The 24,753-nt window shown below is 68.5% G+C and carries 18 protein-coding genes; 4 read left to right on the top strand and 14 right to left on the bottom strand.

Going from position 1 to position 24,753, the window contains the following annotated elements; all coding sequences use genetic code 11:
- The first annotated feature begins 5 nt into the window (after positions 1–5).
- Entirely contained in the window at positions 6–1,988 is a 1,983-nt protein-coding gene (locus ACVOMM_RS12730) for an acetyl/propionyl/methylcrotonyl-CoA carboxylase subunit alpha (protein ID WP_481526321.1), read from the top strand.
- A gap of 6 nt (positions 1,989–1,994) precedes the next feature.
- Here ACVOMM_RS12730 and ACVOMM_RS12725 read toward each other — a convergent pair whose 3' ends face one another.
- Positions 1,995–3,164, bottom strand: coding sequence for a putative peptide maturation dehydrogenase (locus ACVOMM_RS12725; protein WP_053518602.1), 1,170 nt, complete (start codon positions 3,162–3,164; stop codon positions 1,995–1,997).
- A gap of 118 nt (positions 3,165–3,282) precedes the next feature.
- Between ACVOMM_RS12725 and ACVOMM_RS12720 the strand changes: the two genes are divergently transcribed.
- Positions 3,283–3,567, top strand: a complete 285-nt coding sequence (locus tag ACVOMM_RS12720) for an NHLP-related RiPP peptide (protein WP_053518604.1) — start codon at positions 3,283–3,285, stop codon at positions 3,565–3,567.
- Positions 3,568–3,574: 7 nt separating this feature from the next.
- On the opposite strand, the gene ACVOMM_RS12715 is transcribed toward ACVOMM_RS12720, so the two are convergent.
- The 4 genes from ACVOMM_RS12715 to aceB all read right to left on the bottom strand — a co-directional run bounded on the left by ACVOMM_RS12715 (position 3,575) and on the right by aceB (position 10,485).
- Positions 3,575–6,091, bottom strand: coding sequence for a putative peptide modification system cyclase (locus ACVOMM_RS12715; RefSeq protein ID WP_065182044.1), 2,517 nt, complete (start codon positions 6,089–6,091; stop codon positions 3,575–3,577).
- Positions 6,092–6,107: 16 nt separating this feature from the next.
- On the bottom strand, positions 6,108–7,148 hold the full coding sequence (locus tag ACVOMM_RS12710) for a GGDEF domain-containing protein (RefSeq protein ID WP_053518607.1): 1,041 nt from the start codon (positions 7,146–7,148) through the stop codon (positions 6,108–6,110).
- Positions 7,149–7,505: 357 nt separating this feature from the next.
- Positions 7,506–8,798, bottom strand: a complete 1,293-nt coding sequence (aceA, locus tag ACVOMM_RS12705; RefSeq protein WP_053518608.1) for an isocitrate lyase — start codon at positions 8,796–8,798, stop codon at positions 7,506–7,508.
- Between the two features lie 64 nt (positions 8,799–8,862).
- Positions 8,863–10,485 carry a malate synthase A gene (gene aceB, locus ACVOMM_RS12700; protein ID WP_053518609.1) on the bottom strand — a complete coding sequence of 541 codons (1,623 nt, stop codon included), beginning with the start codon at positions 10,483–10,485 and terminating at the stop codon, positions 8,863–8,865.
- A 109-nt stretch (positions 10,486–10,594) separates the two neighbouring features.
- Here aceB and ACVOMM_RS12695 point away from each other — a divergent pair, with 109 nt between their 5' ends.
- Both ACVOMM_RS12695 and ACVOMM_RS12690 read left to right on the top strand, forming a co-directional pair.
- A complete protein-coding gene (locus ACVOMM_RS12695; RefSeq protein ID WP_053518611.1) occupies positions 10,595–11,563 on the top strand; it encodes a LysR family transcriptional regulator in 969 nt (322 codons plus the stop codon).
- A 316-nt stretch (positions 11,564–11,879) separates the two neighbouring features.
- On the top strand, positions 11,880–12,788 hold the full coding sequence (locus tag ACVOMM_RS12690) for a LysR family transcriptional regulator (RefSeq protein ID WP_053520468.1): 909 nt from the start codon (positions 11,880–11,882) through the stop codon (positions 12,786–12,788).
- 104 nt (positions 12,789–12,892) lie between these two features.
- Here the strand turns inward: ACVOMM_RS12690 and ACVOMM_RS12685 are convergent, their stop codons facing one another.
- The 9 genes from ACVOMM_RS12685 to ACVOMM_RS12645 all read right to left on the bottom strand — a co-directional run bounded on the left by ACVOMM_RS12685 (position 12,893) and on the right by ACVOMM_RS12645 (position 24,740).
- Positions 12,893–14,719, bottom strand: coding sequence for a chemotaxis protein CheA (locus tag ACVOMM_RS12685; RefSeq protein ID WP_164153067.1), 1,827 nt, complete (start codon positions 14,717–14,719; stop codon positions 12,893–12,895).
- A gap of 2 nt (positions 14,720–14,721) precedes the next feature.
- Positions 14,722–15,327 carry a protein phosphatase CheZ gene (locus ACVOMM_RS12680; RefSeq protein ID WP_053520062.1) on the bottom strand — a complete coding sequence of 202 codons (606 nt, stop codon included), beginning with the start codon at positions 15,325–15,327 and terminating at the stop codon, positions 14,722–14,724.
- Complete coding sequence (gene cheY / locus ACVOMM_RS12675) at positions 15,327–15,719, bottom strand: chemotaxis response regulator CheY (protein WP_053520063.1); 393 nt, start codon at positions 15,717–15,719, stop codon at positions 15,327–15,329. The genes ACVOMM_RS12680 and cheY overlap by 1 nt, the downstream gene beginning before the upstream one ends.
- A gap of 57 nt (positions 15,720–15,776) precedes the next feature.
- Complete coding sequence (locus tag ACVOMM_RS12670) at positions 15,777–16,520, bottom strand: RNA polymerase sigma factor FliA (protein WP_053520064.1); 744 nt, start codon at positions 16,518–16,520, stop codon at positions 15,777–15,779.
- A complete protein-coding gene (locus tag ACVOMM_RS12665) occupies positions 16,517–17,404 on the bottom strand; it encodes a MinD/ParA family ATP-binding protein (RefSeq protein ID WP_053520065.1) in 888 nt (295 codons plus the stop codon). The genes ACVOMM_RS12670 and ACVOMM_RS12665 overlap by 4 nt, the downstream gene beginning before the upstream one ends.
- Complete coding sequence (gene flhF, locus ACVOMM_RS12660) at positions 17,391–19,043, bottom strand: flagellar biosynthesis GTPase FlhF (RefSeq protein WP_180875118.1); 1,653 nt, start codon at positions 19,041–19,043, stop codon at positions 17,391–17,393. Before flhF ends, ACVOMM_RS12665 begins: the two co-directional genes overlap by 14 nt.
- 145 nt (positions 19,044–19,188) lie before the next feature.
- Complete coding sequence (gene flhA / locus ACVOMM_RS12655; RefSeq protein WP_065176156.1) at positions 19,189–21,294, bottom strand: flagellar biosynthesis protein FlhA; 2,106 nt, start codon at positions 21,292–21,294, stop codon at positions 19,189–19,191.
- Positions 21,291–22,421 carry a flagellar biosynthesis protein FlhB gene (gene flhB / locus ACVOMM_RS12650; protein WP_053520068.1) on the bottom strand — a complete coding sequence of 377 codons (1,131 nt, stop codon included), beginning with the start codon at positions 22,419–22,421 and terminating at the stop codon, positions 21,291–21,293. The genes flhA and flhB overlap by 4 nt, the downstream gene beginning before the upstream one ends.
- Before the next feature lie 84 nt (positions 22,422–22,505).
- Positions 22,506–24,740, bottom strand: a complete 2,235-nt coding sequence (locus ACVOMM_RS12645) for a CocE/NonD family hydrolase (RefSeq protein WP_481526320.1) — start codon at positions 24,738–24,740, stop codon at positions 22,506–22,508.
- Positions 24,741–24,753: the final 13 nt, after the last annotated feature.

The following is a 24,753-nucleotide window of genomic DNA, read 5'->3' as shown; positions in this document are numbered from 1 at the left end:
TCGCCATGTTCACCAAAGTCCTGATCGCCAACCGTGGCGAAATCGCCTGCCGCGTCATCGCCACCTGCCGCCGCCTCGGCATCGCCACCGTGGCCGTGTATTCCGATGCGGACCGCAACGCCCGCCACGTGCGCCTGGCCGACGAGGCCATCCACATCGGGCCGGCCGCCGCACGCGAGAGCTATCTGCGCGGCGAGGCCCTGCTCGACGCCGCACGCCGGAGCGGCGCGCAGGCGATCCATCCCGGATACGGCTTCCTGTCCGAGAACGCCGACTTCGCCGATGCCTGTGCCGCCGCCGGCATCACCTTCATCGGGCCGCCGGCCAGCGCGATCCGCGCGATGGGTGACAAGAGCGCGGCCAAGGCCTTGATGGCCAAAGCCGGCGTGCCGCTGACGCCGGGTTATCACGGTGACCAGCAGGCGCCGGACTTCCTGCGCGCGCAGGCCGATACGATCGGCTATCCGGTGCTGATCAAGGCCAGCGCCGGCGGTGGCGGCAAGGGCATGCGCAAGGTCGAACGCAGCGAGGACTTCATCGATGCGCTGGCCAGCTGCCAGCGCGAGGCCGCCTCGGCGTTCGGCAACGACCACGTGCTGGTCGAGAAGTATGTCGAGCGCCCGCGCCATATCGAGATCCAGGTGTTCGGCGACAGCCACGGTGATGCGGTCTACCTGTTCGAGCGTGACTGCTCGGTGCAACGCCGGCACCAGAAAGTGCTGGAAGAGGCCCCGGCACCGGGCATGAGTGCCGAGCGCCGCGCGGCGATGGGCCAGGCGGCGGTCGACGCTGCACGCGCCGTGGGCTACGTCGGCGCGGGCACGGTGGAGTTCATCGCCGGCCCGGACGGTGATTTCTACTTCATGGAAATGAACACCCGCCTGCAGGTCGAGCATCCGGTCACCGAGTTCGTCACCGGTACCGACCTGGTGGAATGGCAGCTGCGCGTGGCCTGTGGCCAGCCACTGCCGCTGCGCCAGGACCAGCTGGCCATCCAAGGCCACGCGATCGAAGCACGGCTGTACGCCGAAGATGCCGACCGCGGCTTCCTGCCGTCCACCGGTACCCTGCGCCGCCTGCGCCTGCCGGCGGCCTCGGCCAACGTGCGCGTGGATACCGGCGTGGAGGAAGGCGACGCCATCACGCCGTATTACGACCCGATGATCGCCAAGCTGATCGTCTGGGATGTGGACCGCGACAGCGCATTGCGGCGCATGAGCCAGGCACTGGCTGACTGCCAGGTGGTGGGCGTGACCACCAATGCCGGTTTCCTGCGCCGGCTGGTCCACACTGATTCATTCGCGCACGCCCGGCTGGATACCGCACTGATCGAACGCGAGCAGGCCGCCTTGAGCGCCATCGGTGACAGCGACGATGCCTTGTGGCAGTTGGCCGCGGTCGCCGCGGTTGCCAGCACGGCCGACGCCGGCAGCGACCCGCGCGACCCCCATTCGCCCTGGCGCGCACAGGATGGCTGGCGCCTGGGTGCGCCCGCGCCCCGCGTGCTGCCGCTGCAGCAGGGAGAGCGCCGGCACGTGCTGAAGGTGTGGGCACAGGCCGATGGCTGGCGTGTGCAATGTGATGATGCGGCCCCGCAGTCGGTGCTCGGTCGCCTCGACAGCCAGCACCTGACGGTGCAGCTGGACGGCCGTCGCTGGTCACTGCAGCTGCTGCGCGAGGGTGACCAGCTGTATCTGTTCGGCGCCGATGGCCAGCACCGCTTCACCCTGCACGACCCGGTCGGCGAGTCGGAGCATGCGGTGGCCGATGCAGGCAGCCTGCTGGCGCCGATGCCCGGCAGGATCGTGGCCACGCTGGTCGAGGCCGGTGCCCAGGTCAAGCGCGGCACGCCGCTGGTGGTACTCGAGGCGATGAAGATGGAGCACACCCTGCAGGCACCGGCCGACGGCACAGTGAAGGGTTACCGGGCGAAGGCCGGCGACCAGGTCGGGGACGGCGCGGTCCTGGTCGACTTCGAAGCGACCTGAGCCACGCTACGGCGTGATCCTGGCGGGCCAGACACGGCCCGCCGGGTCCATCTCCGAGGTCTGCATCGTTGCCGCGCGCCAGCCGAAGCCGCATACCGCCAGCGCGCCTTCCGCCATCGGCTGCAGGGCAAGCGCGCGCGCGGCCTCGGCCTCGTTGATGGCCGCCGTGACGAACGCGCCCAGGCCCTGTGCGGTGGCCGCGCTGTAGAACGCCTGCGAGATGTGCCCGGCGTCGAGCATGACCGCACGGTAGGCCTTGGCGTGGTTGCGGTACTTCCAGAAGGTGCGCTCGAAGCGGCACACCAGTACCAGCAGCACGTGGGCATCGGCGAACCAGTGCTGGCCCGCCAGCAGGCGCAGGCGGAACCCTGCGGGATCGTCGGGCTGCACCGGCAGCGGGGCCAGTTCATGCGCGACTGCGTGGTAATGGTAGAGCCCCGGCGCCAGGCCCTGCACGTCGCGCACCATCAGATAGGCTTCCAGCGGATGCAGGCTGCCGGCCGAGGGCACGTTCTTCTTCAGGAACCGCACGTCCGGATCGGTTTCCACCTGTGCCTGCGCCATCAGCACCTGCTGCAGCAGCCGTGCCAGCAACGGCAGCGGCAGCGCGCGGGTCGCATCGAAATTCCGGCAGGTGGCACGCGCCTGCAGCAGTTCCTGCATCGGATCATCATCGCAGCGGGGCAGCGCAAGCGCGCCGGGCTGGCGTGGCGGCGCCTCCGGCGGCGGATTGCCGAAGCTGCGGACCAGGTCGCGCGCGGTCACCAGCTGCTGACGCTGCATGTCCGCGCTGCTGTCCACGCCATCCCAGCAGGATTGCTGGTAGTGCAGCGCCGACAGCGGCCACCAGTGGCTGTCGCGCACGCGCTGCTCGGCCGCACAGGCCTCGGCATGGGCCGGATCGTCGCTCACCAGCAGTCCCTGCTGCAGCAGCGCCAGTACGCGGCGGCGGCAGGCCGCATCCTCCGGCATCGGCTGCCAATGCTCGGCGCTGCAGGCCAACAGCCAGGCGCAGCTGTCGGCATCGATCTCGCATGCCGAAGGCAGGTGGGCGGTACGCACCTGCAGCCGCTGCTCGAAGGTCACCCCGGTGCCGCCGGCCATCAGGTCGGCCAATGCAAAGGCCGGGCGTTCGACCGGCTCGACGAACAGTGTCCGGCAACGGCGGAATCTCATCGGCGTGCAATCGAAAGGCCTGCGGGGGCGCCGATCATAGCGCGATGCACGTGCCTGCCATCAACTTCGCACGATCGCCGCCGATACTTCCATTTTCCCAGCCCGTCGGTTGCACGCCATGTCTTCTTCACCGCTTCCCACCCACGTCGTCCAGCAGCTGCTGGAACGCCTGTCCAGCGACGATGACTTCCGCAAGGCTTTCGCCGCTGATCCGGGCCAGGCACTGCTCGATCTGGGCGCCGATGAAGACTGCGTGCGCGCCTGCCATACGCCGCTGGCCACGCTGGGCAGCAAGGCCGAGTTCGCCAAGGCCGCTCCGCGCCTGCGGGAGCTGCTGGACGCGCGTGCCTCGTTCACCGTGCCGTTCCTGTTCGAGGATGGCCTGCCCGGCCTGGATCGATAGACCGGCCTCAGGGCGCGGCCACCGTGCCCTTGTCAGGCATCACTGCGGCGGCGCGGCCTGCCGCCAGCCGCTGCACGTCCATCGCGTTCAGTGGCAACAGAGCGTAGTCACCGGTGTCTTCAGCAAATGCCAGGCCGGCGTGGCGCTGCAGCCACGCCGCCTGCCGTGCGACCGCGGCCTGGTCGCCGCGCGCGGTCACCAGATCCAGCTGCAGCACCCGCCACTGGAACAGGTTCGCCGACGGCTGCTGCGCCAGCAGGTCCTGCGCCTGGTCCAGGTCACCCTGGTCGAAGGCCATGCGGGCACGCAGCAGGTTCCAGAGCTCGCGCAGACGCGGATCCGCGTCGCGCTCGGGCAGGGCCTGCAGCGGGTCCCTGCGCTGCATCACCACCGAGGCGTGGCCTGCGCGCGCGGCATGATAGGCCGCCGCCAGGGCGATGAATGCATTGCGGCGCGCTGGCGCAGGATGGCGACGGTCGACCGCGGCCAGCGCCCGGTCCAGCACACGCAGGTATTCCTGCGCCGTCACGTGGTCGCCTTCCTGTTCGCGCCAGGCCAGTGCCTGCAGCGCGTAGATGTCGCACAGCCCACCGACCGTCGTGCACTGGGCAGCCACCTGCCGCATGTCGGTGGCTGCCTCGTGCGCGCGCTCCTGCATGGCCAGCACCGCCGCGCGCAGCATGCGCGTGCCCGGCCCCGATACGGGCATCGCCGCAAAGCCGGCATTGGCGGCCTCGAAATCACCAGCCAGCGCGGCGATCACCGGCTCCATGCCATCGCCATTCCAGCCCGGATGAAGGCGTGCGCCACGCAGCGCCGCTTCGGCTGCGGCGACTTCGCCACGGGCCAGCTGCACCCGCGCCACGAACACCAGCACCAGCGCACGCCGAGAATGCTGGCGGGCCAGCAGCGGCTGCGTTGCGGCCAGGGCGCCGTCATAGTCGCCCTGGGTGTACAGGATCTTGGCGTAGTTCATCCAACCGGCCGGGTCGTCCGGGTACAGCTCGGTCAGCAGGCGCCACTTGTCGGCGATGCGCATGGGCGGTGCACCTGCGAAATCCGCTGCCCACGCGTCAAGGTACAGCTGGTCGCGTGCGGTCAGGTGGGCACGCTGGCTGACCGCCTTTCGGTACAGCACGGCGGCCTGCTCCAGGTTGCCCTTGGCGTGCTGGATGGTCATCTGCCCCACATAGGCAAAGGCGAATGCGGGATCGAGCCGGGTGGCCTGCTCGTAGAACATCAGTGCGTCGTCGTAGCGGGCGGCCGCCGTGGCATCGACGCCCTTGGCGTAGGCATGCAGGGCATCGAGATTGGCCGTCGCCACGGTGGGCAGTGGTCGCTGATCGCGACCGACATCACGCAACGCTTCGCCCAGGTCGGCGCGCAGCGCTGCCACCACGTGGTCGGTGGAGGTCAGGATCGATTCCAGGCCTCGACCATCGGCGTAGCGCGTATAGACGGTCTGGCCGCTGTGCGGATCGACCACTTCGACACTGACCCGCACCTTGCCGTTGAGCTCGAGCACGCTCGGTACCAGCACCGCGCGTGCGCCGTCGCGCAGGGCCACCTCGATGGCCAGGCCTCGGTCGAGCCGTGCCTGTGGCGAGCGCTGCATCAGCTGCAGGGTGTCGCGCACCTTCAACTCGCTGAGGATGTTGACGAAGCGTGACTGACCCAGGCTGATGTACAGCGCCTGCTCCAGGCTGCTGTCCAGCTGCGGATAGGCGGTGGTGTTCTGCACCGCGGCCAGGATCACCCAGTCCCGTTCGGCGAAGGCGATGGCCGGCGCCGGGCGCAGCAGCATCCACAGCAGCACGCCCAGCGTCACCGCCAGCGCGGCCTCGGTGACCACAGCCGCGGGACGCCGCCACAAGGGTAGATCGCGCCATGCCTTCTCGCCCGAACGCGGTCGACGCAGCGGCGCACTGCCACGCAGGCCGATCTCGAACACATCCTGGCGCTCGGTGATGCCCTTGAAGCGCCAGCGCCCATGGTGCTTCCAGCGCAGCGCCTCGCTGGCCCAGGGCAGCGTGGAGGTAGCGCGCCGTGCCATGTGCTCGGCGGTGGCCGACAGCAACACCTGGCCCGGCCATGCCAGCTGCATCAGCCGCGCCGCCATCGGCTTGGCCAGGCCCTCCACCTCCACCGGCTTGGCGCCATGGGCCATTGCTTCGGCACTGTTGTTCCACAACAGCACGTCACCGACATGCAGGCCCGCACGCGCGCGCAGCACGATGCCGCGCTCACGCCCCAGCGCCTCCACCGCAGTCTGATAGGCCAGGGCAAAACCGACGCCATCGATGGTGCGCTCGAACAGTACGAACAGGCCGTCGGAACGGTCGATCAGCTGCCCGTTCCAGCGCTGCTGCAGACCCAGCACCAGACGGTCATGCTGCTGGAACAGCTCGGCCGCCGCCACATCACCGATCCGCTCAACCAGCTGCAGCGAATCGCACAGGTCGGTGAACAGCAGCGCGCGCAGCTGCTGGTTGTGTGGCGCCGACGTTCCTTTGTCGCCCTTCATCACCGGTGTCTCCGCTCTAGTGCCCGTCCGGCGCGTCCACCCAGCGCAGGCAGTTGCCGCCATCGCGCTTGGCCTGGTACAGCGCGCGGTCCGCACGCGCATACCACTCGCTCCAGTCCGCATCCGGCGCCAGCAGGCTGGCGCCGATGCTCACCAGGCTCACATGGGGCGTGCCATGGCTGCGTTCGAGTAGACCATGCACCGCGCTGAGGATGAACTCGGCGGCATGCTGCACGATTTCGTGGGTGCCGCGCCGCAGGATGAGGCAGAACTCATCGCCGCCCAGGCGGCAGGCCAGGTCGTGTTCGCCGGCCATCGAGCGCAGGATGTTGCCCATGCTCTGCAGCACCCGGTCGCCGGCCTGGTGACCGTGCCGGTCGTTGATCTGCTTGAAGCGATCACAATCGATCAGCAGCAGGCCCTGCGGTGCGCCCTGCCCATCGGCCCGGCACTCCTGCAGGTACAGGGTCAGCCCGCGGCGGTTGTGCAGCCCGGTCAGTTCGTCGGTACGCACCAGCTCACGGGTGTGCGTGAGCTGGTGGGTGGTGATGTACAGATTGTCGAGCGCCGTTTCCAGATCGTGGTTGCGGCGCCGCAGCTGGCTGATCAGGGCCTGCTCGTTGGTCAGCACGCGCATGATCGTACGGCGCAGGAAGTAGGCCACCAGCCCTGGATCGGCATCGACCAGACGCTGGAAATCGGCCGGCCCCAGTTCCAGCACCTGGCAATCGACCAGCGCACGTGCACCGGCACTGCGCAGGTGATCGCCGACCAGCAGGCCCAGCTCGCCGAAGAACTCCTGGTGGCCGAGGACCTTGATCACCAGATCCTCGCCGAAATCCAGTTCGATCCGGCCTTCCAGGATCACATACATGCGCTCGCCACGATGGCCGCGCTGGAACAGCCACTGCCCGGCTTCGAGCCGGCGCGGCCGGCCGAATCTGGCGAACAATGCGACCTCGGCATCGGACAGCAGCGCATGCACGATCTCGGCCATCGCCACATGGGCGATACCGGTCGTTGCATCAGTGTTCTCGGCCGCACCCCTGCCGGTCATTCCCTGCACCCGCCGCCAGCGTCCCCTGGTGAGCCGCGGAGCATAGCACCGCTTTAAAGTGTGCGCCCTATCTCATTTTTACGAATCGACAGCCGGTAGGTGCGTGGAGACCGGGGGCTGCACCTTGGGAGCACGACTGTCCGTAAAAATTCCTGCCGGATCAAGCTGATGCCCGTCTTCACAGGGTTTGGGCCAAGTTGCGTGGCGAGGCGTGCGCCCGATTGACGCGGATGCCATGCGGGACCGGGCCGAGGGGATACAACAACGCCGGCAGGTCCCCCGACCGGCCGGCGTTGTCTGGCCCTTCCCTGGCCACCCTGAGCGGTGTCGGCAGCCGATCGCACGGCCACCGTTGGATCAGGCCGCGCGTTCGCTGTGGAACTGCTCTTCTTCGGTCGAACCGGTCAGCGCGGTGGTGGAGGACTGTCCCTGCTGGATCGCCTGGGTGACCGCGTCGAAGTAACCGGTGCCGACCTCGCGCTGGTGCTTGACCGCGGTGAAGCCGCGCTCGGCCGCTTCGAACTCCGCCTCCTGCAACTCGACGAAGGCGCTCATCTGCCGGCGCGCGTAACCGTGGGCCAGGTTGAACATGCCGTAGTTCAGCGCGTGGAAACCAGCCAGGGTGATGAACTGGAACTTGTAGCCATAGCTGCCCAGCTCCTTCTGGAACTTGGCGATGGTGGCGTCGTCCAGGTTCTTCTTCCAGTTGAAGCTCGGCGAGCAGTTGTAGGCCAGCAGCTTGCCGGGGAACTTCGCATGGATGGCTTCGGCGAACCTGCGCGCGAACTCCAGGTCCGGCTTGCCGGTCTCGCACCACACCAGATCGGCATACGGTGCATAGGCCAGGCCGCGGCTGATGGCCTGTTCCAGGCCGTTGCGGGTCTTGTAGAAGCCTTCGACGGTGCGCTCGCCGGTGGTGAACGGCTTATCGTTGCCGTCGATGTCACTGGTCAACAGGTCGGCCGCTTCAGCGTCGGTGCGCGCCACCAGCAGGGTCGGCACACCCAGCACATCCGCCGCCAGCCGCGCGGCGTTGAGCTTCTCGATGGCCTCGCGGGTCGGCACCAGCACCTTGCCGCCCATGTGGCCGCACTTCTTCACCGATGCCAGCTGGTCCTCGAAATGCACGCCCGCGGCGCCGGCTTCGATCATCGCCTTCATCAGTTCAAAGGCATTGAGCACGCCACCGAAGCCGGCCTCGGCATCAGCCACGATCGGCTGCAGGAAATCGATGTCGTCCTTGCCTTCAGCGTGATGCAGCTGGTCGGCGCGCAGCAGCGTGTTGTTGATGCGCTTGACCACCGCCGGCACCGAATCGGCCGGATACAGCGACTGGTCCGGATACATCTGCCCGGCCAGGTTGGCATCGGCCGCCACCTGCCAGCCGGACAGGTAGATGGCCTTCAGGCCGGCCTTGACCTGCTGCATGGCCTGGTTGCCGGTCAGTGCGCCCAGCGCGTTGACGAACTCGCGCTCGTGCAGCGACTTCCACAGCTTCTCCGCGCCCAGCCGGGCCAGCGAATGCTCGATATGGACAGTGCCGCGCAGGCGCACCACGTCGGCGGCGCTGTAGTTGCGCTGGATGCCTTCCCAGCGCGGGTTGGTATCCCAGTCGTGCTGGATCTGTTCGGCAGTGGGCAGGGTGCTCATGTCTATCTCCAGTTCAGTGGTGCGTGCAGCGGGAAGGGAAGCGGCGTGGAAACGGGCGCGGGGATCAGTCGATGCGCGCGTAGGCCGGCAGGGTCAGGAAGTCGGTCAGTTCATCGTTGCGGCTCAGTTCGCCAAGCAGGGCGATGGCTTCGCCGATGCGCGCGCCGCCGGGCAGCGCCGTGGTATCACCCAGGCGTGCGGGCAACTGCGCCAGGGTGGTGTCGAGCAGTGCCAGGTCGATGGCAGTGCCGTCGTCCAGCTGCTGGCCCGGGGTATGCAGCCACTGCCACAACTGGCTGCGGCTGATCTCGGCGGTGGCCGCGTCTTCCATCAGGTGATGGATGGGCACGCAACCGTTGCCGTCCAGCCACGCGGCCAGGTAGCGCACGCAGACTTCGACATTGCCCTCGAAGCCGGCGCGGGTGATGGTGCCCGGCGGACGCGCGATCAGTTCGTCGCGGCCCACGCGCACGTCCTGACGCAGGACGTGGTGCTGGTTGGGCGCAGGCATGTGCTCGTCGAAGATCGCCATCGCCACCGGAATCAGCGCCGGATGCGCGACCCAGGTGCCGTCATGGCCTGCACTCACCTCGCGCAGCTTGTCGGCACGCACACGCGCCATCGCCTGCTCGTTGGCAGCGGCGTCGTTGTTGATCGGAATCTGCGCCGCCATGCCGCCCATCGCATGTGCCCCCCGGCGGTGGCACGTCTGGATCAGCAGTTCCGAATACGCCTTCAGGAACGGCTGGGTCATGGTCACCTGGCCGCGCTCGGGCAGCACGCGGTCGGCGTGGCGGCGGAAGGTCTTCAGGTAAGAGAAGATGTAGTCCCAGCGCCCGCAGTTCAGGCCGACGATGCGGTCGCGCAGCGCGTGCAGGATCTCGTCCATCTCGAACACCGCCGGCAGCGTTTCGATCAGCACGGTCACCTTGATCTGCCCGTGCGGCAGGCCCAGCATGCCTTCGATGTGCGACAGCGCGGTCTCCCACAGGGCCGCCTCTTCCATGCTCTGCAGCTTGGGCAGGTAGAAGTACGGGCCACGATCCTTGCGCTGCAGCGTGCGGGCGTTGTGGAAGGCGAACACCGCCGCGTCGAACAGGCCACCGGCCAGGAACTGGCCATCGATGCGGACGTGCTTCTCGTCCAGATGCCAGCCACGCGGGCGCACGATCAGCACGGCCTGCTCGTCGTACGGGCGCAGGGTGTAGTGCTTGCCATTGGCCGCGGTGTACTCCAGGTCACCACGCACCGCAGCGGCCAGCGACTGCTGCCCGGCCAGCAGGTTGCGCCAGGTCGGCGAGGTCGAATCCTCGAAGTCGGCCATGAACACCTTGGCGCCGGAGTTCAGCGCGTTGATGACCATCTTCGGATCGGTCGGGCCGGTGATCTCGACGCGGCGGTCCTGCAGCGCGGCCGGCAGCGGTGCGACGGTCCAGTCGCCGCTGCGGATCGCGGCGGTGTCCTCACGGAAGTCCGGCAGGCCGCCGCGGTCGAAGAACGCCTGGCGCTCACGGCGAGCCTGCAGCCGCGCCTGCCGACCCGGCTCCACCGCCCGGTGCAGCGACACCAGCAGGGCCAGCAGCGGCGCCGGCAGCAGGGTGTCCTGGCCGGCCACCCGGGTCGCCAGGGCGATGCCGGGCGTGGCCTTGGCGGCGGGGGAGGGAACAGCGGAAGCGACGGCGGACATGGGACGACTCCAGCAGTGGGGAACGTCTCCACCGTGCCGCTGGCGCTCAGTATTTGGCAAAACAGTTTTTGCAATGCTTTACATAAATTGTGCTAATACTCGTTACGCCATGACCACGCGCAGCTCGCCAAGTCCTCGTTTTTCCTACAAATCCGACCGCCTGAAGCCCTTGCGTGCGTTCTGCCAGACCGTGCGTCTGGGTTCAGTCTCACGGGCGGCTGAGGCGCTTTTCGTCAGCCAGCCGGCCATCAGCCTGCAATTGCAGGCGCTGGAGCGGGAGCTGGGCGTGCCGCTGTTCGAGCGCAGCGGGCGCCGCCTGGTGCCCAGCCGCGAGGGCCAGCTGCTGTATGAAATGGCGCAACCGCTGGTGGAGAGCCTGGACGGGCTGGAGGCGCGCTTCCGCGACAAGGTGCGCGGGCTGGATGCGGGCGAACTGAACATCGCGGCCAACAGTTCGACCATCCTGTACCTGCTGCCGAAGATTGTCGAGCGCTTCCGCATGCATCACCCGGACGTGCGCCTGACCCTGCACAACGCGATCAGCGCGGACGGCACCGACCTGCTGCGCGAGGACGCCGCTGACCTGGCCATCGGCTCGATGACCGACGTGCCCGCCGACCTCAGCTACGCCCCGGCCTATCGTTTCGAGCAGGTGCTGATCGCGCCGCATGACCATCCGCTGGCCCGGGGCGCGGAGCTGGAGCTGGCCGACATCGCCCGCTATCCGCTGGTGCTGCCGCCGAAGCGGCAGATCACCTACCGTCTGGTCGACCAGGTGTTCCAGCGCCATCGCATCGCGTACACCGTCGCCCTCGAGGTGGGCGGCTGGGAAGTAATCAAGCAGTACGTGGCGATGGGCATGGGTATTTCCATCGTGCCGGCGCTGTGCCTGAACGAGACCGACCACGAGCGGCTGGCGGCGCGGTCGATGAAGCGCTGGTTCCCGGAGCGCAGCTATGGCGTGATCGTGCGCCGCGGCAAGGCGCTGTCGGCGCAGGCACGAGCGTTCATCGAGCTGATCCAGCCGGAACTGTTCAGCCCGCGCGATTACGACCAGAGCGGGCACTCCGAGCGGTGAGGGGGTTCTGGTTTGCAGGGCTGCCGCCCTGCACCTGCCGAAGCCTCAAGCCGAAGCAACGGCAACAGCTGGCTATGTGTGGGACGGGGGGGGGGGGGGGGGGGGGGGGGGGGGGGGGGGGGGGGGGGGGGGGGGGGGGGGGGGGGGGGGGGGGGGGGGGGCGGCCCGCGCCCCCCCCCCCCCCCCCCCCCCGCCTTCGACAGTTTCCCTCTGCTGTTTAGTGCCAGCTGCTGTTGGCGGATGCCGACCGTTGGTCGGCACGGGGTCAGATCCAACCTCTGATTCATTTCCGGCTGGCGATGAATAGACTGGGCGCATGTCCATCGAACTGCGCCACCTGCGCTATTTCCTTGCCGTTGCCGAGACCCTGCACTTCGGCCAGGCGGCCGAGCGGCTGGGCATGTCGCAGCCGCCGCTCAGCCAGCAGATCCGCCAGCTGGAGGACCTGATCGGGGCGCGCCTGTTCGTGCGCAGCCATCGCCGCGTGCAGCTGACGCCTGCCGGTGAACTGCTGCAGGAGCGCGCGCGGGCCATCGTGCAGCAGGTGGAGACGGCAGTGGACGAGGTGCAGCGCGCACAGCGCGGCGAGCAGGGTGAGCTGCATATCGGGCTGACCCGGGCCACACCGCTGTCGCCGCAGATTCCGCGCTCGATCCTCCGCTACCGCCAGCAGTATCCGCAGGTGCGGCTGCAGCTGAGCGAGATGAACACGCTGCAGCAGATCGACGCCCTGCTCGACGGTTCACTGGACGTGGGCATCATCCGCAAGCGCGCGCTGCCGCCGGAACTGGTTGCGCACAGCCTGTTCGTCGATCCGCTGGCGTTGATCGTGCATGCCGACCACCCTGCCCTGCGCCGGCTCCCGGAACAGGGCACGCTGTCGCTGCGTGCGTTCGCGCAGGAACCGTTCGTGGCCTTTCGACGCAGTGCCGGCGCCGGCATCCATGACCACATGATCGCGCTGTGCGCGGCTGCCGGATTCACTCCACGCATCGTGCAGGAAGCCGGTGAGGCGTCCACGCTGATCAGTCTGGCGGCGGCTGGCCTGGGTGCGGCGATCCTGCCGTCCTCGTGCGACCACATCCGGGTGGAAGGCGCGCGCTTTGTCGCGTTGGCCGATGCGGGCGCGCACTCGGAGGTGCAGCTGGCATGGCGCCGTGAGGGAGTGACGCCGCTGATCCGCAACTTCGCCGGCCTGCTGCGCGGCGCGTTCGCCGAAGAGTGAAGCGCCGCGCTGCGCGCTCGCCCCGGGGGGGGGGGCCGCGCCCCCGCGGGGGGGGGGGAGAGGGGGGGCGGGGGGCGCCCCCCCCGCCCCCCCCCCGGCGAGCGTCATCGCAGGCCATCCACGTCGAGGATGAGGGCCATCCGGCCATCACCGATCAGCGTCGCACCGGCGTAGCCGCGCAGGCCGCGCAGGGCCTTCGGCAATGGCTTGATGACCACTTCCTCGCGCCCACGGACCTGGTCCACGACCAGGCCGAAGCGCGCCTCGCCGGCCTGCAGCACCACGATGGTGAGCAGCGCCGAGGCGGCGGGCGTCACATCCAGCCACTGGCGCAGATCGACCAGCGGCAGGGTGTGCGAGCGACGATCCAGCACCGCCCGGCCATCGAACCAGCCCAGCGAGGTGCGCGGTGCATGCAGCACTTCCATCACGCGCGCCAGCGGCAGCGCATAGACGTCCTCGCCGGCCTGCACCAGCAGGGTTGGCAGGATCGCCAGGGTCAGCGGCACGCGGATCAGGAAGCGGCTGCCCCGGCCCAGTTCCGACTGGATCTGGATCTGCCCACTGAGCTCGCGGATGCGCGACTGCACCACATCCATGCCGACGCCGCGGCCGGAGATGTCGGTCACCTGCTGCTTGGTGGAGAAGCCGGGCAGGAACACCAGGTGCAGACATTCCTCGCTGCTCAGCCGGGCCGCCGCCTCCGGGTCGATCAAGCCCTTTTCGCGTGCTTTCGCGCGCAGTTTTTCCGGATCGATGCCGGCGCCATCGTCCTGCACCTCGATGCTGACGTAGTCGCCTTCCTGCTGGGCCGACAGACGCACGTGACCCATGCGTGGCTTGCCCTGTGCTTCGCGCAGATCGGGCATCTCCACACCATGGTCGATGGCGTTGCGGACCAGGTGCACCAGCGGGTCGGCCAGGGCCTCGACCAGGTTGCGGTCAAGCTCGGTTTCGGCGCCGACCAGCTCCAGGTCCACTTCCTTCTTCAGCGAGCGGGCGACATCGCGGGCGACCTTGGGGAAGCGCGAGAACACCTTGCCGACCGGTTGCATGCGCGTGCGCATCACTGCCGACTGCAGGCGCGCGGTGGCGATGTCCAGGGTCGACACGGCGCGGTCCAGTTCCTCGTCGCGCAGGCGCGCACGCAGGGTCTTGAGACGGTTGCGCGACAGCACCAGCTCGCCGATCAGGTTGACGATCGCATCCAGCCGCTTGGTATCCACGCGCACGGTGTGCTCCGCCTCGGCCACCGGCTTGTTGGCCGCGGGCTTGGCAGCGGCGGCCGCGGGGCGCGGTGCGGGCAGTGCAGGCGCAGGCGGAGCAGCCACGGGTTTCGCGCCCGGGGCGGCGCCGCCGTGCAGCTGGTCCAGCAGGGCTTCGAACTCATCCTCGCTGATCAGGCCATCGTCGGCCTTGGTAGGCGTCGCCACCGCGGTGGGGGCGTTGCTGCCGTGCAGCTGATCGAGCAGGGCCTCGAACTCGTCGTCGGTGATCAGGTCACCGGCAGCGGGCGCGGCCGCTGCGGGAGCGGCGGCGGCCGGCGCAGCAGCGCCGTGCACGTCGAACTGGGCGATCAGGTCCGGCGGGGCATAGCCGGGTTCGTTGCCGGAAGACACGGCATCCAGCATCGATTGCAGGTAGTCCAGTGATTGCTGTGCGGCATCGAAGTGATGCGGCTGCAGCACCGCCTGGCCAGCGCGGACGGCGCCCAGTGCCTCTTCGGCGGCATGGCACAGCTCGACCATGGCGGTGATGCCGAGGAAGCCGGCGCCGCCCTTGAGCGTGTGATAGCCACGGAACACGGCGTTGAGCTGGTCGGCGTCCTGCGGCGCCTGTTCCAGCGACACCAGCTGTTCGCCGAGGCGATCCAGGATTTCCTGTGCCTCGATGATGAAATCGGCGGTGATGTCGTCGGATACCGCGCTCATGCTTACAGTCCCAGGTCCGACAACAGGTCGTCGGCGTCGTTCTGAGAGACCGCGTGGCGGTCCAGTCCCTTCAGTGCCGGTCCGGCCAGCGCCGGATCGGTGCGATGCTGCTCCGGTGGCAGGCCCAGCGCGCCAAAGCCTTCGTGCACGCGGCGGACGATGCCGACCACGCGACGGATGATCTGTCCGGTCAGGTCCTGATAGCTCTGGGTCAGGGCAATCTCGGTCAGGTTGTGGCGGATGCGTTCCAGCTGCGCATCCTGCCCCGGCTGCAGGCCTTCGGCGCGCAGCTGTTCGGTGAGGCTGCGGCACTCTTCGGCCAGGTCCAGGGTGCGGTGCGTGGCCTGTTCGGTCATCGCCACCACATGGTCCAGGCGCGCGCAGGCGTCGTCCAGCTCGCCCGCCTCGCTGGGGACGGTCGGCAGTTCGCCCAGGGCCTGGCCCAGTTCGCGGGCCAGCCGTGACAGGCCGCTCATCATCGGCTGCGTGCGTGCGGCCACCAGGGCATCGATGCGCTGGCGCCAGGCGCTCTCGTCGCCGGATTCGAGCGCGTCGAGGGCTTCCTGCAGGCGCAGGGCGAGGGCGTTCTTGTCGACCGTGGCGTCCATCAGGCGCTGGCCGCCAGGCGTTCGAAGATCTTGCCCAGTTTCTCTTCCAGCGTCTGCGCGGTGAACGGCTTGATGATGTAGCCGTTCACGCCGCTCTGCGCCGCTTCGATGATCTGCTCGCGCTTGGCCTCGGCGGTGACCATCAGGACCGGCAGGGTCTTGAGCTTGGCATCGGCGCGGATCGCCTTGAGCAGTTCGATGCCGGTCATCACCGGCATGTTCCAGTCGGTGACCACGAAGTCGAATGGCTGGCTCTGCAGCATCGACAGTGCGGCATGCCCGTCCTCGGCTTCGGCGGTGTTGGTGAAGCCCAGATCGCCCAGCAGATTCTTGACGATGCGACGCATGGTCGAGAAGTCGTCGACGATCAGGATGCGCATGTTCTTGTTCAAAGCGGAGTTCCTTTGTTGTTCAGTCGCCCGCGCTGGCCGTGGCCGCCGCGGGCATGTTCATTCTTCAAGCCCGGCATCCGCGGCCTCGAAGATCTTCAGCCGGCCGCGCAGGCGCAGCACGGCCTGGCCGTGGATCTGGCAGACGCGCGATTCGCTCACGCCGAGCACCGCGCCGATCTCCTTCAGGTTCAGCTCCTGCTCGTAGTACAGCGAGAGCACCAGCTGTTCGCGTTCGGGCAGATGGCCGATGGCCTTGCCCAGTTCGCGGCCGAATTCGCCACGTTCCAGGACCTGCTGCGGTGTGGGTCCGCCCTGGGCGACGGTGTCCAGTTCGCCCTGGTCTTCGATGCGCGATTCCAGGCTCAGCACCTGGCCGCGCGAGGCGTCCTCCATCAGCCGCAGGTACTCGGGCAGTGGCATGTCCATGGCCGCCGCCACCTCGGTGGCACTGGCTGCACGGCCCGTGGTCTGCTCCAGGCGGCGGATGGTGGCGGCAGCATCGCGGGCGCGCCGATGCACCGAGCGCGGTACCCAGTCGCCACGGCGGATCTCGTCGATCATCGAGCCGCGGATGCGGATCGAGGCATAGGTCTCGAACGAGGCACCCTGGTCGGCGTCGTAGCTGCGCGAGGCTTCGATCAGGCCCATCATGCCGGCCTGGATCAGGTCGTCCACTTCGACGCTGGCCGGCAGGCGTGCGGCCAGGTGATGGGCGATGCGCCGCACCAGGTCCGAGTGCTGGGCGATGACCTCGGTCGCCGCCGAGCGCTGGACTTCCCTGTACTGGGCCGCGCCTTTCATGCTGCCACCCCGCGTTGCTTGAGGATGCGCTCGAGGAAGAATTCAACGCCACCGCGTGGCTCGGTGGGGGCCTGCCAGCGGGCGGTGCGACGGGCGATCTCGGTGATCGCCAGCGCCGCCGGGCTGGATGGATAGGCCTTCACCACCGGCTGCTGGCGCTGCACCGACAGGCGCAGCCAGTCATCCTGCGGCACGCAGCCCAGGTAGTTCAGCGAGACATCGGCAAGGAACTTCTCGCAGACCCGGGTCAGCTTTTCATACAGCACGCGGCCCTCGTTGGGGTCGCGCACCATGTTGGCCACCACCTGGATGCGGTCCACGCCGCGCTCGCGCGACAGCACCTTGATCAGTGCGTAGGCGTCTGTGATCGAGGCCGGTTCGTCGCAGACCACGACAACCGTGTCCTGTGCGGCCTGGCAGAAGGTCAGCACGCCGTCGGTGATTCCGGCGGCGGTGTCCACCACCATGATGTCCAGCTCGCGTTCCAGTTCGGAGAACACGTTCACCAGGCCGATGTGCTCGGCCGGGGCCAGCTCGGCCATGTGCCGCCGACCGGACGCGGCCGGCACCACCAGCACGCCGTTCGGACCTTCGACGATCACGTCTTCCAGCGAGCAGCGGCCGGCGACCAGATCCGCCAGGGTGTGGGTGGGATTCAGGCCCAGGATCACGTCGATGTTGGCCAGGCCCAGGTCGGCGTCGAGCAGCAGCGTGCGCTTGCCCATGCCGGCCAGCGCCACGGCCAGGTTGGCCGAGACGTTGGTCTTGCCGACGCCGCCCTTGCCGCCGGTCACGGCGATGGTGCGCACAGGGCCGAGCGGCTCGCTGCGGGTGGCCGACAGCGGGAAGGTCTTGGTCAGCTTGGCGTACTCACGCGACGGCATGGTTCAACTCCGGGTTGCAGGGCATATCGGCCGCTCGGCGCAAATCTTCAAGGCGAAGTACAAGATTGGCCGCACTGGCCCGGTGCAGGTCGTCCGGAACGTCCTGGCCATCGGTCACCCAGGTGATCGGCAGCGCGTGGTCCACCGCGACCGACAGGGCGTTGCCGAAGCGGCCGGTCTCGTCCAGCTTGCTAAGCACCAGGCCCTGCAGGTTGGCCGCGCCGAAGCGGCGCACCACCTCGTCCATGTCGCCGAAGCTGGTATTGGCCGGCAACACCAGCAGGGTGCGGACCTGGCGGGCGGCACGCAGCCACTGCAGCTGGGCGGCCAGGGCGCGGTCGCGCGGGCCCAGGCCGGCGGTATCGATCAGCACCAGCTTGTAGTCCTTCAGGCGCTCCAGCAGCTGGTCCAGGTCGGTACCGCTGTTGGCTTCATGCACCGCGATGCCGAGCTGGCGGCCATAGCCGTACAGCTGCTCGCGGGCACCGATGCGCAGTGTGTCGGTGGTGACCAGGGCCACATCGCGCGGCGCGTGCTTCTCGGCGAAGCGCGAGGCGAGCTTGGCGATGGTGGTGGTCTTGCCGGCCCCGGTTGGACCGACCAGAGCGATCACGCCGCCTTCTTCCAGCGGATCGACCGGCGCGATCGGCAGCCTGCGCGAGATCAGGCCCAGCATCAGCCCGCGGCCCCGGTGGGCTTCGGTATCCAGCGGTATCTGCATGGCCACATCGCGGGCCAGCCCGGCATCGAATCCGTACTCGTCCATCAGGTCCAGGGCGGTCGCCCGCACCGGGCAGCCGCGCAGGCGCTCGTCGGTGAAGCGGTTCATCTCGCGCTCGATGACCTGGCGCATGCCGGCCACTTCGTGGCGCAGCTGGCGGATCTCGGCATCGTCCTGTGCAACCACCGTCAGTACCGGCGCCGGGGCAAGGAGCGGCGCCGGGGCCGGCGCGGTCTCCGCTTCAGCGGCAGCGGCAGGGGCTGGCGTGGTCTCGGCAACGTCCTGCGCGTACGGCGGCTCGGGGTGCACGGACTCGGCCTGCGCAGTGGCCGCAGCGGTGATCGGCAGCGGCGGCGGCAGCACTGCCGGCGCGGGGGATTCGTGATGCTCGTCCTGCGGCGGGTCGATCAGGAAACGGGCGCGGTTGGCGGGCGCCGGTGCGGGAGCCACGACGGCGCTCGCGAACGGCGCGAAGATCTGCTCCGGCAGTGCCGGATCGTTGACGGTGGCACGCGCCAGGGTGGCAGCGAAGCCGGAACTGCCGCGGGTGGGCACGATCTCGTCCGCACTGTCCAGGGTGCGGCCGGTGGCACCGACGGCCGCGCGGGCGAGGGCGGCCACGGCCGATGTGGTGGCGGTCACCGGCTGCTGGGCCGGTGTCGCGGAGCGGCGGCGGGTGACTGCGGCGATCACTGCATCCGCGGCGGTGCGCGGTTTCGGCGGCGGCGGAGCCACGTCGCGCCGCGAGGCTTCCAGCGCGCGTTGCACCGCGCTCTCGTCATAGTTGGCTGCGGCGACGATCTCGACGCCTTCCTCGATCCGGCGGTTGGACAGGATCACAGCATCGGGACCATGTTCCTTGCGCACCAGGTTCATGGCCGAGCGCATGTCGGCGGCGACGAATCGTTTGATTTTCATGCTGTGGTCACGGGACGGGGACGGCGGGGTGGGGGTGGGAGAACGCGGGTGGTCGGTGGTCTGCACGGAACGGGTTCCCCTTGGCATCTGTCTGTTGCGGTGGTTCGAAGGTGGTGTCTGTTTTCTGACGCATCGGTGGGCGGCGTCAGCTGATCGTTCCGACCAGCTTCAGGCGCTTGTCCTCCGGCACTTCGCTGTACGCCAGTACCGACAGCGACGGAACGCTGTGACGGACCAGGCGTGCCAACGCGGCACGTACCGGGCCGGGAACCAGCACGACCGCGGGCTCGTTGCGGGCTTCCTGCTTGCTGACACATTCGGCCAGACTCTGATGCAGTCGCTCGGCAAGCCCGGGTTCCAGCGCGGCGCCGTTGCCCTGCGTGGACTCCTGCAAGACACGTTCCAATTGCGGGTTGAGGGTGAACACCGGCAGCTCCGCCGACATTCCGGCGATCTCCTGCACGATGAAGCGGCCGAGCGCGGTGCGCACTGCGGCGGTGAGCGTGGCCGGGTCCTGGCTGGACGGCGCGTGCTCCACCAGTGCTTCGGCGATCTTGCGCAGCTGGCGGATCGGAATGCGTTCCACCAGCAGGTTCTGCAGCACCCGCACCACGGCCGACAACGGCAGCGCCTTGGGCGTCAGATCTTCGACGAGCTTGGGCGCGCTCTTGGCGAGGTTGGCCAGCAGGTGCTGCACCTCTTCGTGGCCCAGCAGCTCCGGCGCATGCTCGCGGATCAGGTGGGAAAGATGGGTGGCGACCACGGTGGCCGGGTCGACCACGGTGTAGCCCATGGTTTCGGCCTGGGCGCGCTGGTGCGGCTGGATCCAGGTAGCGTCCAGGCCGAAGGCGGGATCCTTGCCGGCGATGCCGTCCAGCGGGCCGAGCGCACTGCCGGGGTCCAGCGCCAGTTCGCGGTCGGGATGGATCTCGGCGGTTGCCACCGGCACGCCATGCACCAGCACGCGGTAGCCGTTGGCCGGCAGTTCCAGGTTGTCGCGGATGTGCACGGATGGAATCAGGAATCCCACGTCCTGGGTCAGCTTGCGCCGCACACCCTTGATGCGTGCCATGAGTTCGCCGCCCTGATTGCTGTCCACCAGCGGAATCAGCCGGTAACCGACCTCCAGCCCCAGCGGGTCGACCGGGCGCAGTTCGTCCCAGCTCAGTTCCGCGGTGGGGGCCGGCGCCGCCGGTCGGCCCAGCGCACTGACCGCGCCGGGGTCGCTGCCGGCAGCGTCGCTCGGGGCCGGGGCCTGTCCCTTCCGGTACAGCTTCCAGGCGATGAAGCCGAGAATGGAGGCAAGCGTCAGGAAAGCGACGTTGGGCATGCCGGGCACCAGGCCGACCAGGCCGATGATGCCGGCCGTGATGGCCAGGGCACGGTACTGGCCGAACACCTGGCCGGTCATCGCCTGTGCCATGTCCTGCGAGCGCGAGGCACGGGTGACCAGCATCGCCACTGCGCTGGAAACCAGCAGGGCCGGCAGCTGCGCCACCAGACCGTCACCGATGGACAGCAGGGTGTAGGTCGCAGCGGCATCGCCGAACGGCATGCCATGCTGCAGCACGCCCACGGCGAGGCCACCGAGCATGTTGATGAACAGGATCAGGATGCCGGCAATCGCATCACCCCGGATGAACTTGCTGGCGCCGTCCATCGCGCCATAGAAGTCGGCTTCCTCGCGGACCTCCTCGCGGCGCAGCTTGGCTTCTTCGCGCGTCAGCAGGCCGGCGTTGAGATCGGCATCGATGGCCATCTGCTTGCCGGGCATGGCGTCGAGGATGAAGCGCGCGGTCACTTCCGAGACACGGCCGGCGCCCTTGGTGATGACCACGAAGTTGATGATGGTCAGGATGGCGAACACCACGATGCCGACCGCATAGTTGCCGCCGATCACGAATTCACCGAACGCGGCGATGACCTTGCCGGCCGCGTCGTGGCCGTTCTGGCCATTGAGCAGGATGACGCGGGTGGAGGCCACGTTCAGTGCCAGCCGCAGCATGGTGGTGACCAGCAGCACGATCGGGAAGATGGTGAAATCCAGCGGGCGCTTCACGTACACCACCGCCAGCAGCACCATCAGCGAGATGGCGATGTTGAAGGTGAACAGCGCATCGAGCACGGGCGCCGCCAGCGGCACCACCACCATCGCCAGCAGCGCCAGCACGATCAGCGGTGCGCCGAGGCCTTGGCGGATCATCTCCAGCAGCCGGCGGGTGTTGAATCCGGACGAGGCCTGCGCGCTCATGCCCGGCCTCCCTTGCCGAATTCATCCACCTCGATGTGCGGGGCGCCCGGCATCGGGCCGGTGCGCCAGGCGCGCAGCTGGTAGACGTAGGACAGGACCTGGGCCACGGCCGAATACAGTCTCACGGGGATTTCCTTTCCGAGTTGGCCTTCCCGATACAAGGCGCGTGCCAAAGGCGGGGCGGAGACGATGGCGACCTTGTTGCCATCGGCGACTTCACGGATGCGCAGGGCGGTCTCGTCCACGCCCAGCGCCACCACGGTGGGCGCGTTCATGGCGCCGCCCTCGTACTTCAGAGCCACGGCGTAGTGGGTCGGGTTGACCACCACCACGTCCGCGGTGGGCACCGCTTCCATCATCCGGCGGTTGGCCATCTGCTGCTGGAGCTGGCGGATGCGGCCCTTCACCTCCGGGCTGCCTTCGCTTTCCTTCATTTCCCGCCGCAGTTCCTCGCGGGTCATCTTCAGCTTGCGCATCCAGTTCCAGCGCTGGTACGGCGCGTCGATCGCCGCCAGCACCAGCATTGCCCCGGCGGTGGCCAGCAGCAGTCGCAGGGTGAAGCCCAGGCCATCGGTGATGGCGGTTTCCAGTGGGTGGTGGATCAACCCGCGCAGGGTGTCGAAGCCGCTCCACACCACCAGTCCGGCGGCGACGCCCACGAACGCCACGCGCAGCAGTGACTTGGTGAATTCAGCGATGGCTTCCGGCCCGTACAGACGTTTGAGGCCGGTCAGCGGGTTCAGCCGATTGATGTCGGGCATCATCGCTTTGGCCGACCAGCGCAATCCGCCCATCACCAGCGGGGCGACGAAGCTGGCCAGCAGGCAGACCAGCACCAGCGGGGTGATCACCAGCATGAACTGCAGCAGCAGGTCGCCAAAGTGGCCGAACAGTTCCTTCGGGTTCTGCCGCAGCCCCTGCTCGGGACTCAACGCCTGTTTCATCCATTGCGTGGCACCACGGCCGATCGAGCCGCCCATGGCCATCACCGCCAGCACGCCGCCACCGAACACCGCGGCGGTCCCCAGTTCGCGGGAACGCGGCAGGTTGCCCTGTTCCCGGGCCTCGCGCAGGCGTTTTTCGGTGGGTTGTTCGGTCTTTTCGCCGGCGGATTCGTTCTCGGACATCACGGGCACTGCGGCAGGGGATGCCGGGCTGCCTGCAAGAACTGTTCCGCGGCGCGTGGTTCACCGCCGGGGCAACGCCCGACGCTAGCCGGGCAGGGCCGGCCGCAGCGGGATGCTCAGCGTGCTGTCGCTGTGCCAGTCCACCTGCAGGGGCTCACCGGCATCGGCGGCTGACTCGTCGCTGACATCGCGTCCGGTGCCGTGGTTCACCTGGTGCATGGCGTCCTTGAGCACGTCCACCTTCACCAGCAGCCGGCTGCCCGCGCCCACACGGCGGGCGACCATGCGGGTGCGATCGAAGGGCAGGTCGGTCCATCGCCCCGGCACCAGCAGCTGCCGCGTGGTCGGGTCGCGTACGTGGCTGGCCCGGCCGACGTAGTAGGACAGCTGCATCCGGCGCCCATCGGGCAGCAGCTCGTACAGGGTGACCGTGAAGTCCATGTCGCGCTTGTTGATGCGGACCTTCAGATCGCCCGAGAAGCGTCCGATCAGGTCCATCGGTGCTGGGAAGGGCTCGGAGAGGAAGGTCAGTGCCGTGTCCGGCTCGTCCCCGGCGGCCACGATCGGGAACGGATAGTAGCCATGCCGGACCTCCGTGCGGTCAGCGAGGTCCACCGTCTGCCGCAGTGTTCCCGGCGTTGGCCGCTGTTCCTGCAACGGGTGATGGTCGCCCTCAGCGGCTGCCGACAGGTAGTACGTGCGGTGGCCGCCCGCAGCGGCATCAAGGGTGGCTGCATGCCCCCAGGTGTTGCTGCCCATCAGCTGGAAGTTGACCTGGTCGGCCAGAAGCGCCGGGCGCGGGGCACCGCGAAGTACGTGGTCCAGCCACTGGAAGGTCAGCGCAGGCGTATCGAACTGCGCGACCGGGTCCACCGTGTAGCCGCGCAGCTGCATCGGCTTGCTGGCGGCCTGCGCACCGCCGTGGTCATACGGCCCGATCAGCAGGACATGATCGGCGTCCGGCCGGTAGCGCATGTGATCGGTGAAGTACTGCAACGCGGAAATCTGGCCGTCGTCGTAGTAGCCGGTAATGGTCAGCACCGGAATGCGGATGTCCCTGAAGTCTTCGGCGTACGGCACCATGGCCTGCCAGTAACCATCATAGGCCGGGTGGGCGAGCCAGCGCTGCAGCCAGCGATTGGGGGTGCCGTCGATCTGGTCGATCTGCCGGTACGGCCGGCCGGAGGCATACCAGCGGCCGGGCAGCTGTGACCACCGGTCCTGCTGCCCATAGGTGTCGGTATCCAGCATCGGGCCATTGGCCACGTAGAAGGCCCAGCCGTAGTTGGCGCTGAGGAATACGTTGTTCTCCATCGGCAGGCCCTGGCCCGGAATGGCAGCCACGTAGGGCACGATGGTCTTCAGTGCCGGATGGTGATGGCGCGCTGCCGCCCATGCGGTGAATCCTTCATAGCTGCCGCCATACATGGCGACCCGACCGTCGCTCCAGGGCTGGCGGCTGACCCAGTCGATCGCGGCATTGGCGTCCACCCCGTCGTGTTCGTAGGGGGCGATGGTGCCGGTACCCTGACCTTTTCCGCGTGCGTCGACCACGATGCCGGCGTAGCCGTGGGCTGCGGCCAGCAGCATCTTCAGACGGTTCTTGGGCGGGTCGGTGTAGATGGTGAACAGCATGGCCGTCGGCAGCGGCGCGGACGCGCTGCGGGGCCGTGCCAGCTGTGCGGACAGCACCACCCCTTCGGCCACGGGGATACGCAATCCGCTGTCGATCACGAAGCGGCGTTGCTGTTCTGCGTCAAGCAGTGCAGGGGCGAGTGCCGCAGCCAGGGTCTGCGCGCGCAACACAGCCTGCAGGCGCACCAGCTCCAGCGCGGCTGACTGCGGCACGGTGGCGGCATCGGCCTGTGCCGCAAGCGCCTGCGTCAGCTGCGCCTGTACCGCAGCGGGAGGCACGGCAAGCGCTGCATCGGCCTGCACGGCGGCAACATCATCCAGGCCAGCAAAGGCCGAATGGAAGGCGCGCGAATACGCTTCCGCATCCCGCGCGCCAGTGCTTGCCAGCAGCATCGGCATCCAGCGCTGGGCCGCCGCGCCATCGCCGGCAGCGGCCAGCGTCGCGCGCAGCTTCTCGATCATGGCGCGTGCCTCGGCGTAGCGACCCGTGGCCAGCAGCGCATGGCAGCGCTGTGCATCGGTCAGCGTTGCCGACTGCAACAGCTCCGTACCCAGCGCCTGCAGTGCCGTATCCACCTGTGCTGGCGGCGCATCGCGGGGCAGCGACCACCGCAGATCGCTGGCGGCCACGCGGGTGCAGGTGAGCGCCAGCAGCAGGCCAGCAAGAAGAGCGCGTAAGGTCACGGGGTGTTCCTTG

The sequence above is a fragment of the Stenotrophomonas sp. STEN009 genome, from assembly GCF_056760395.1.
This window is presented reverse-complemented; position numbering and strand designations above follow the sequence as displayed.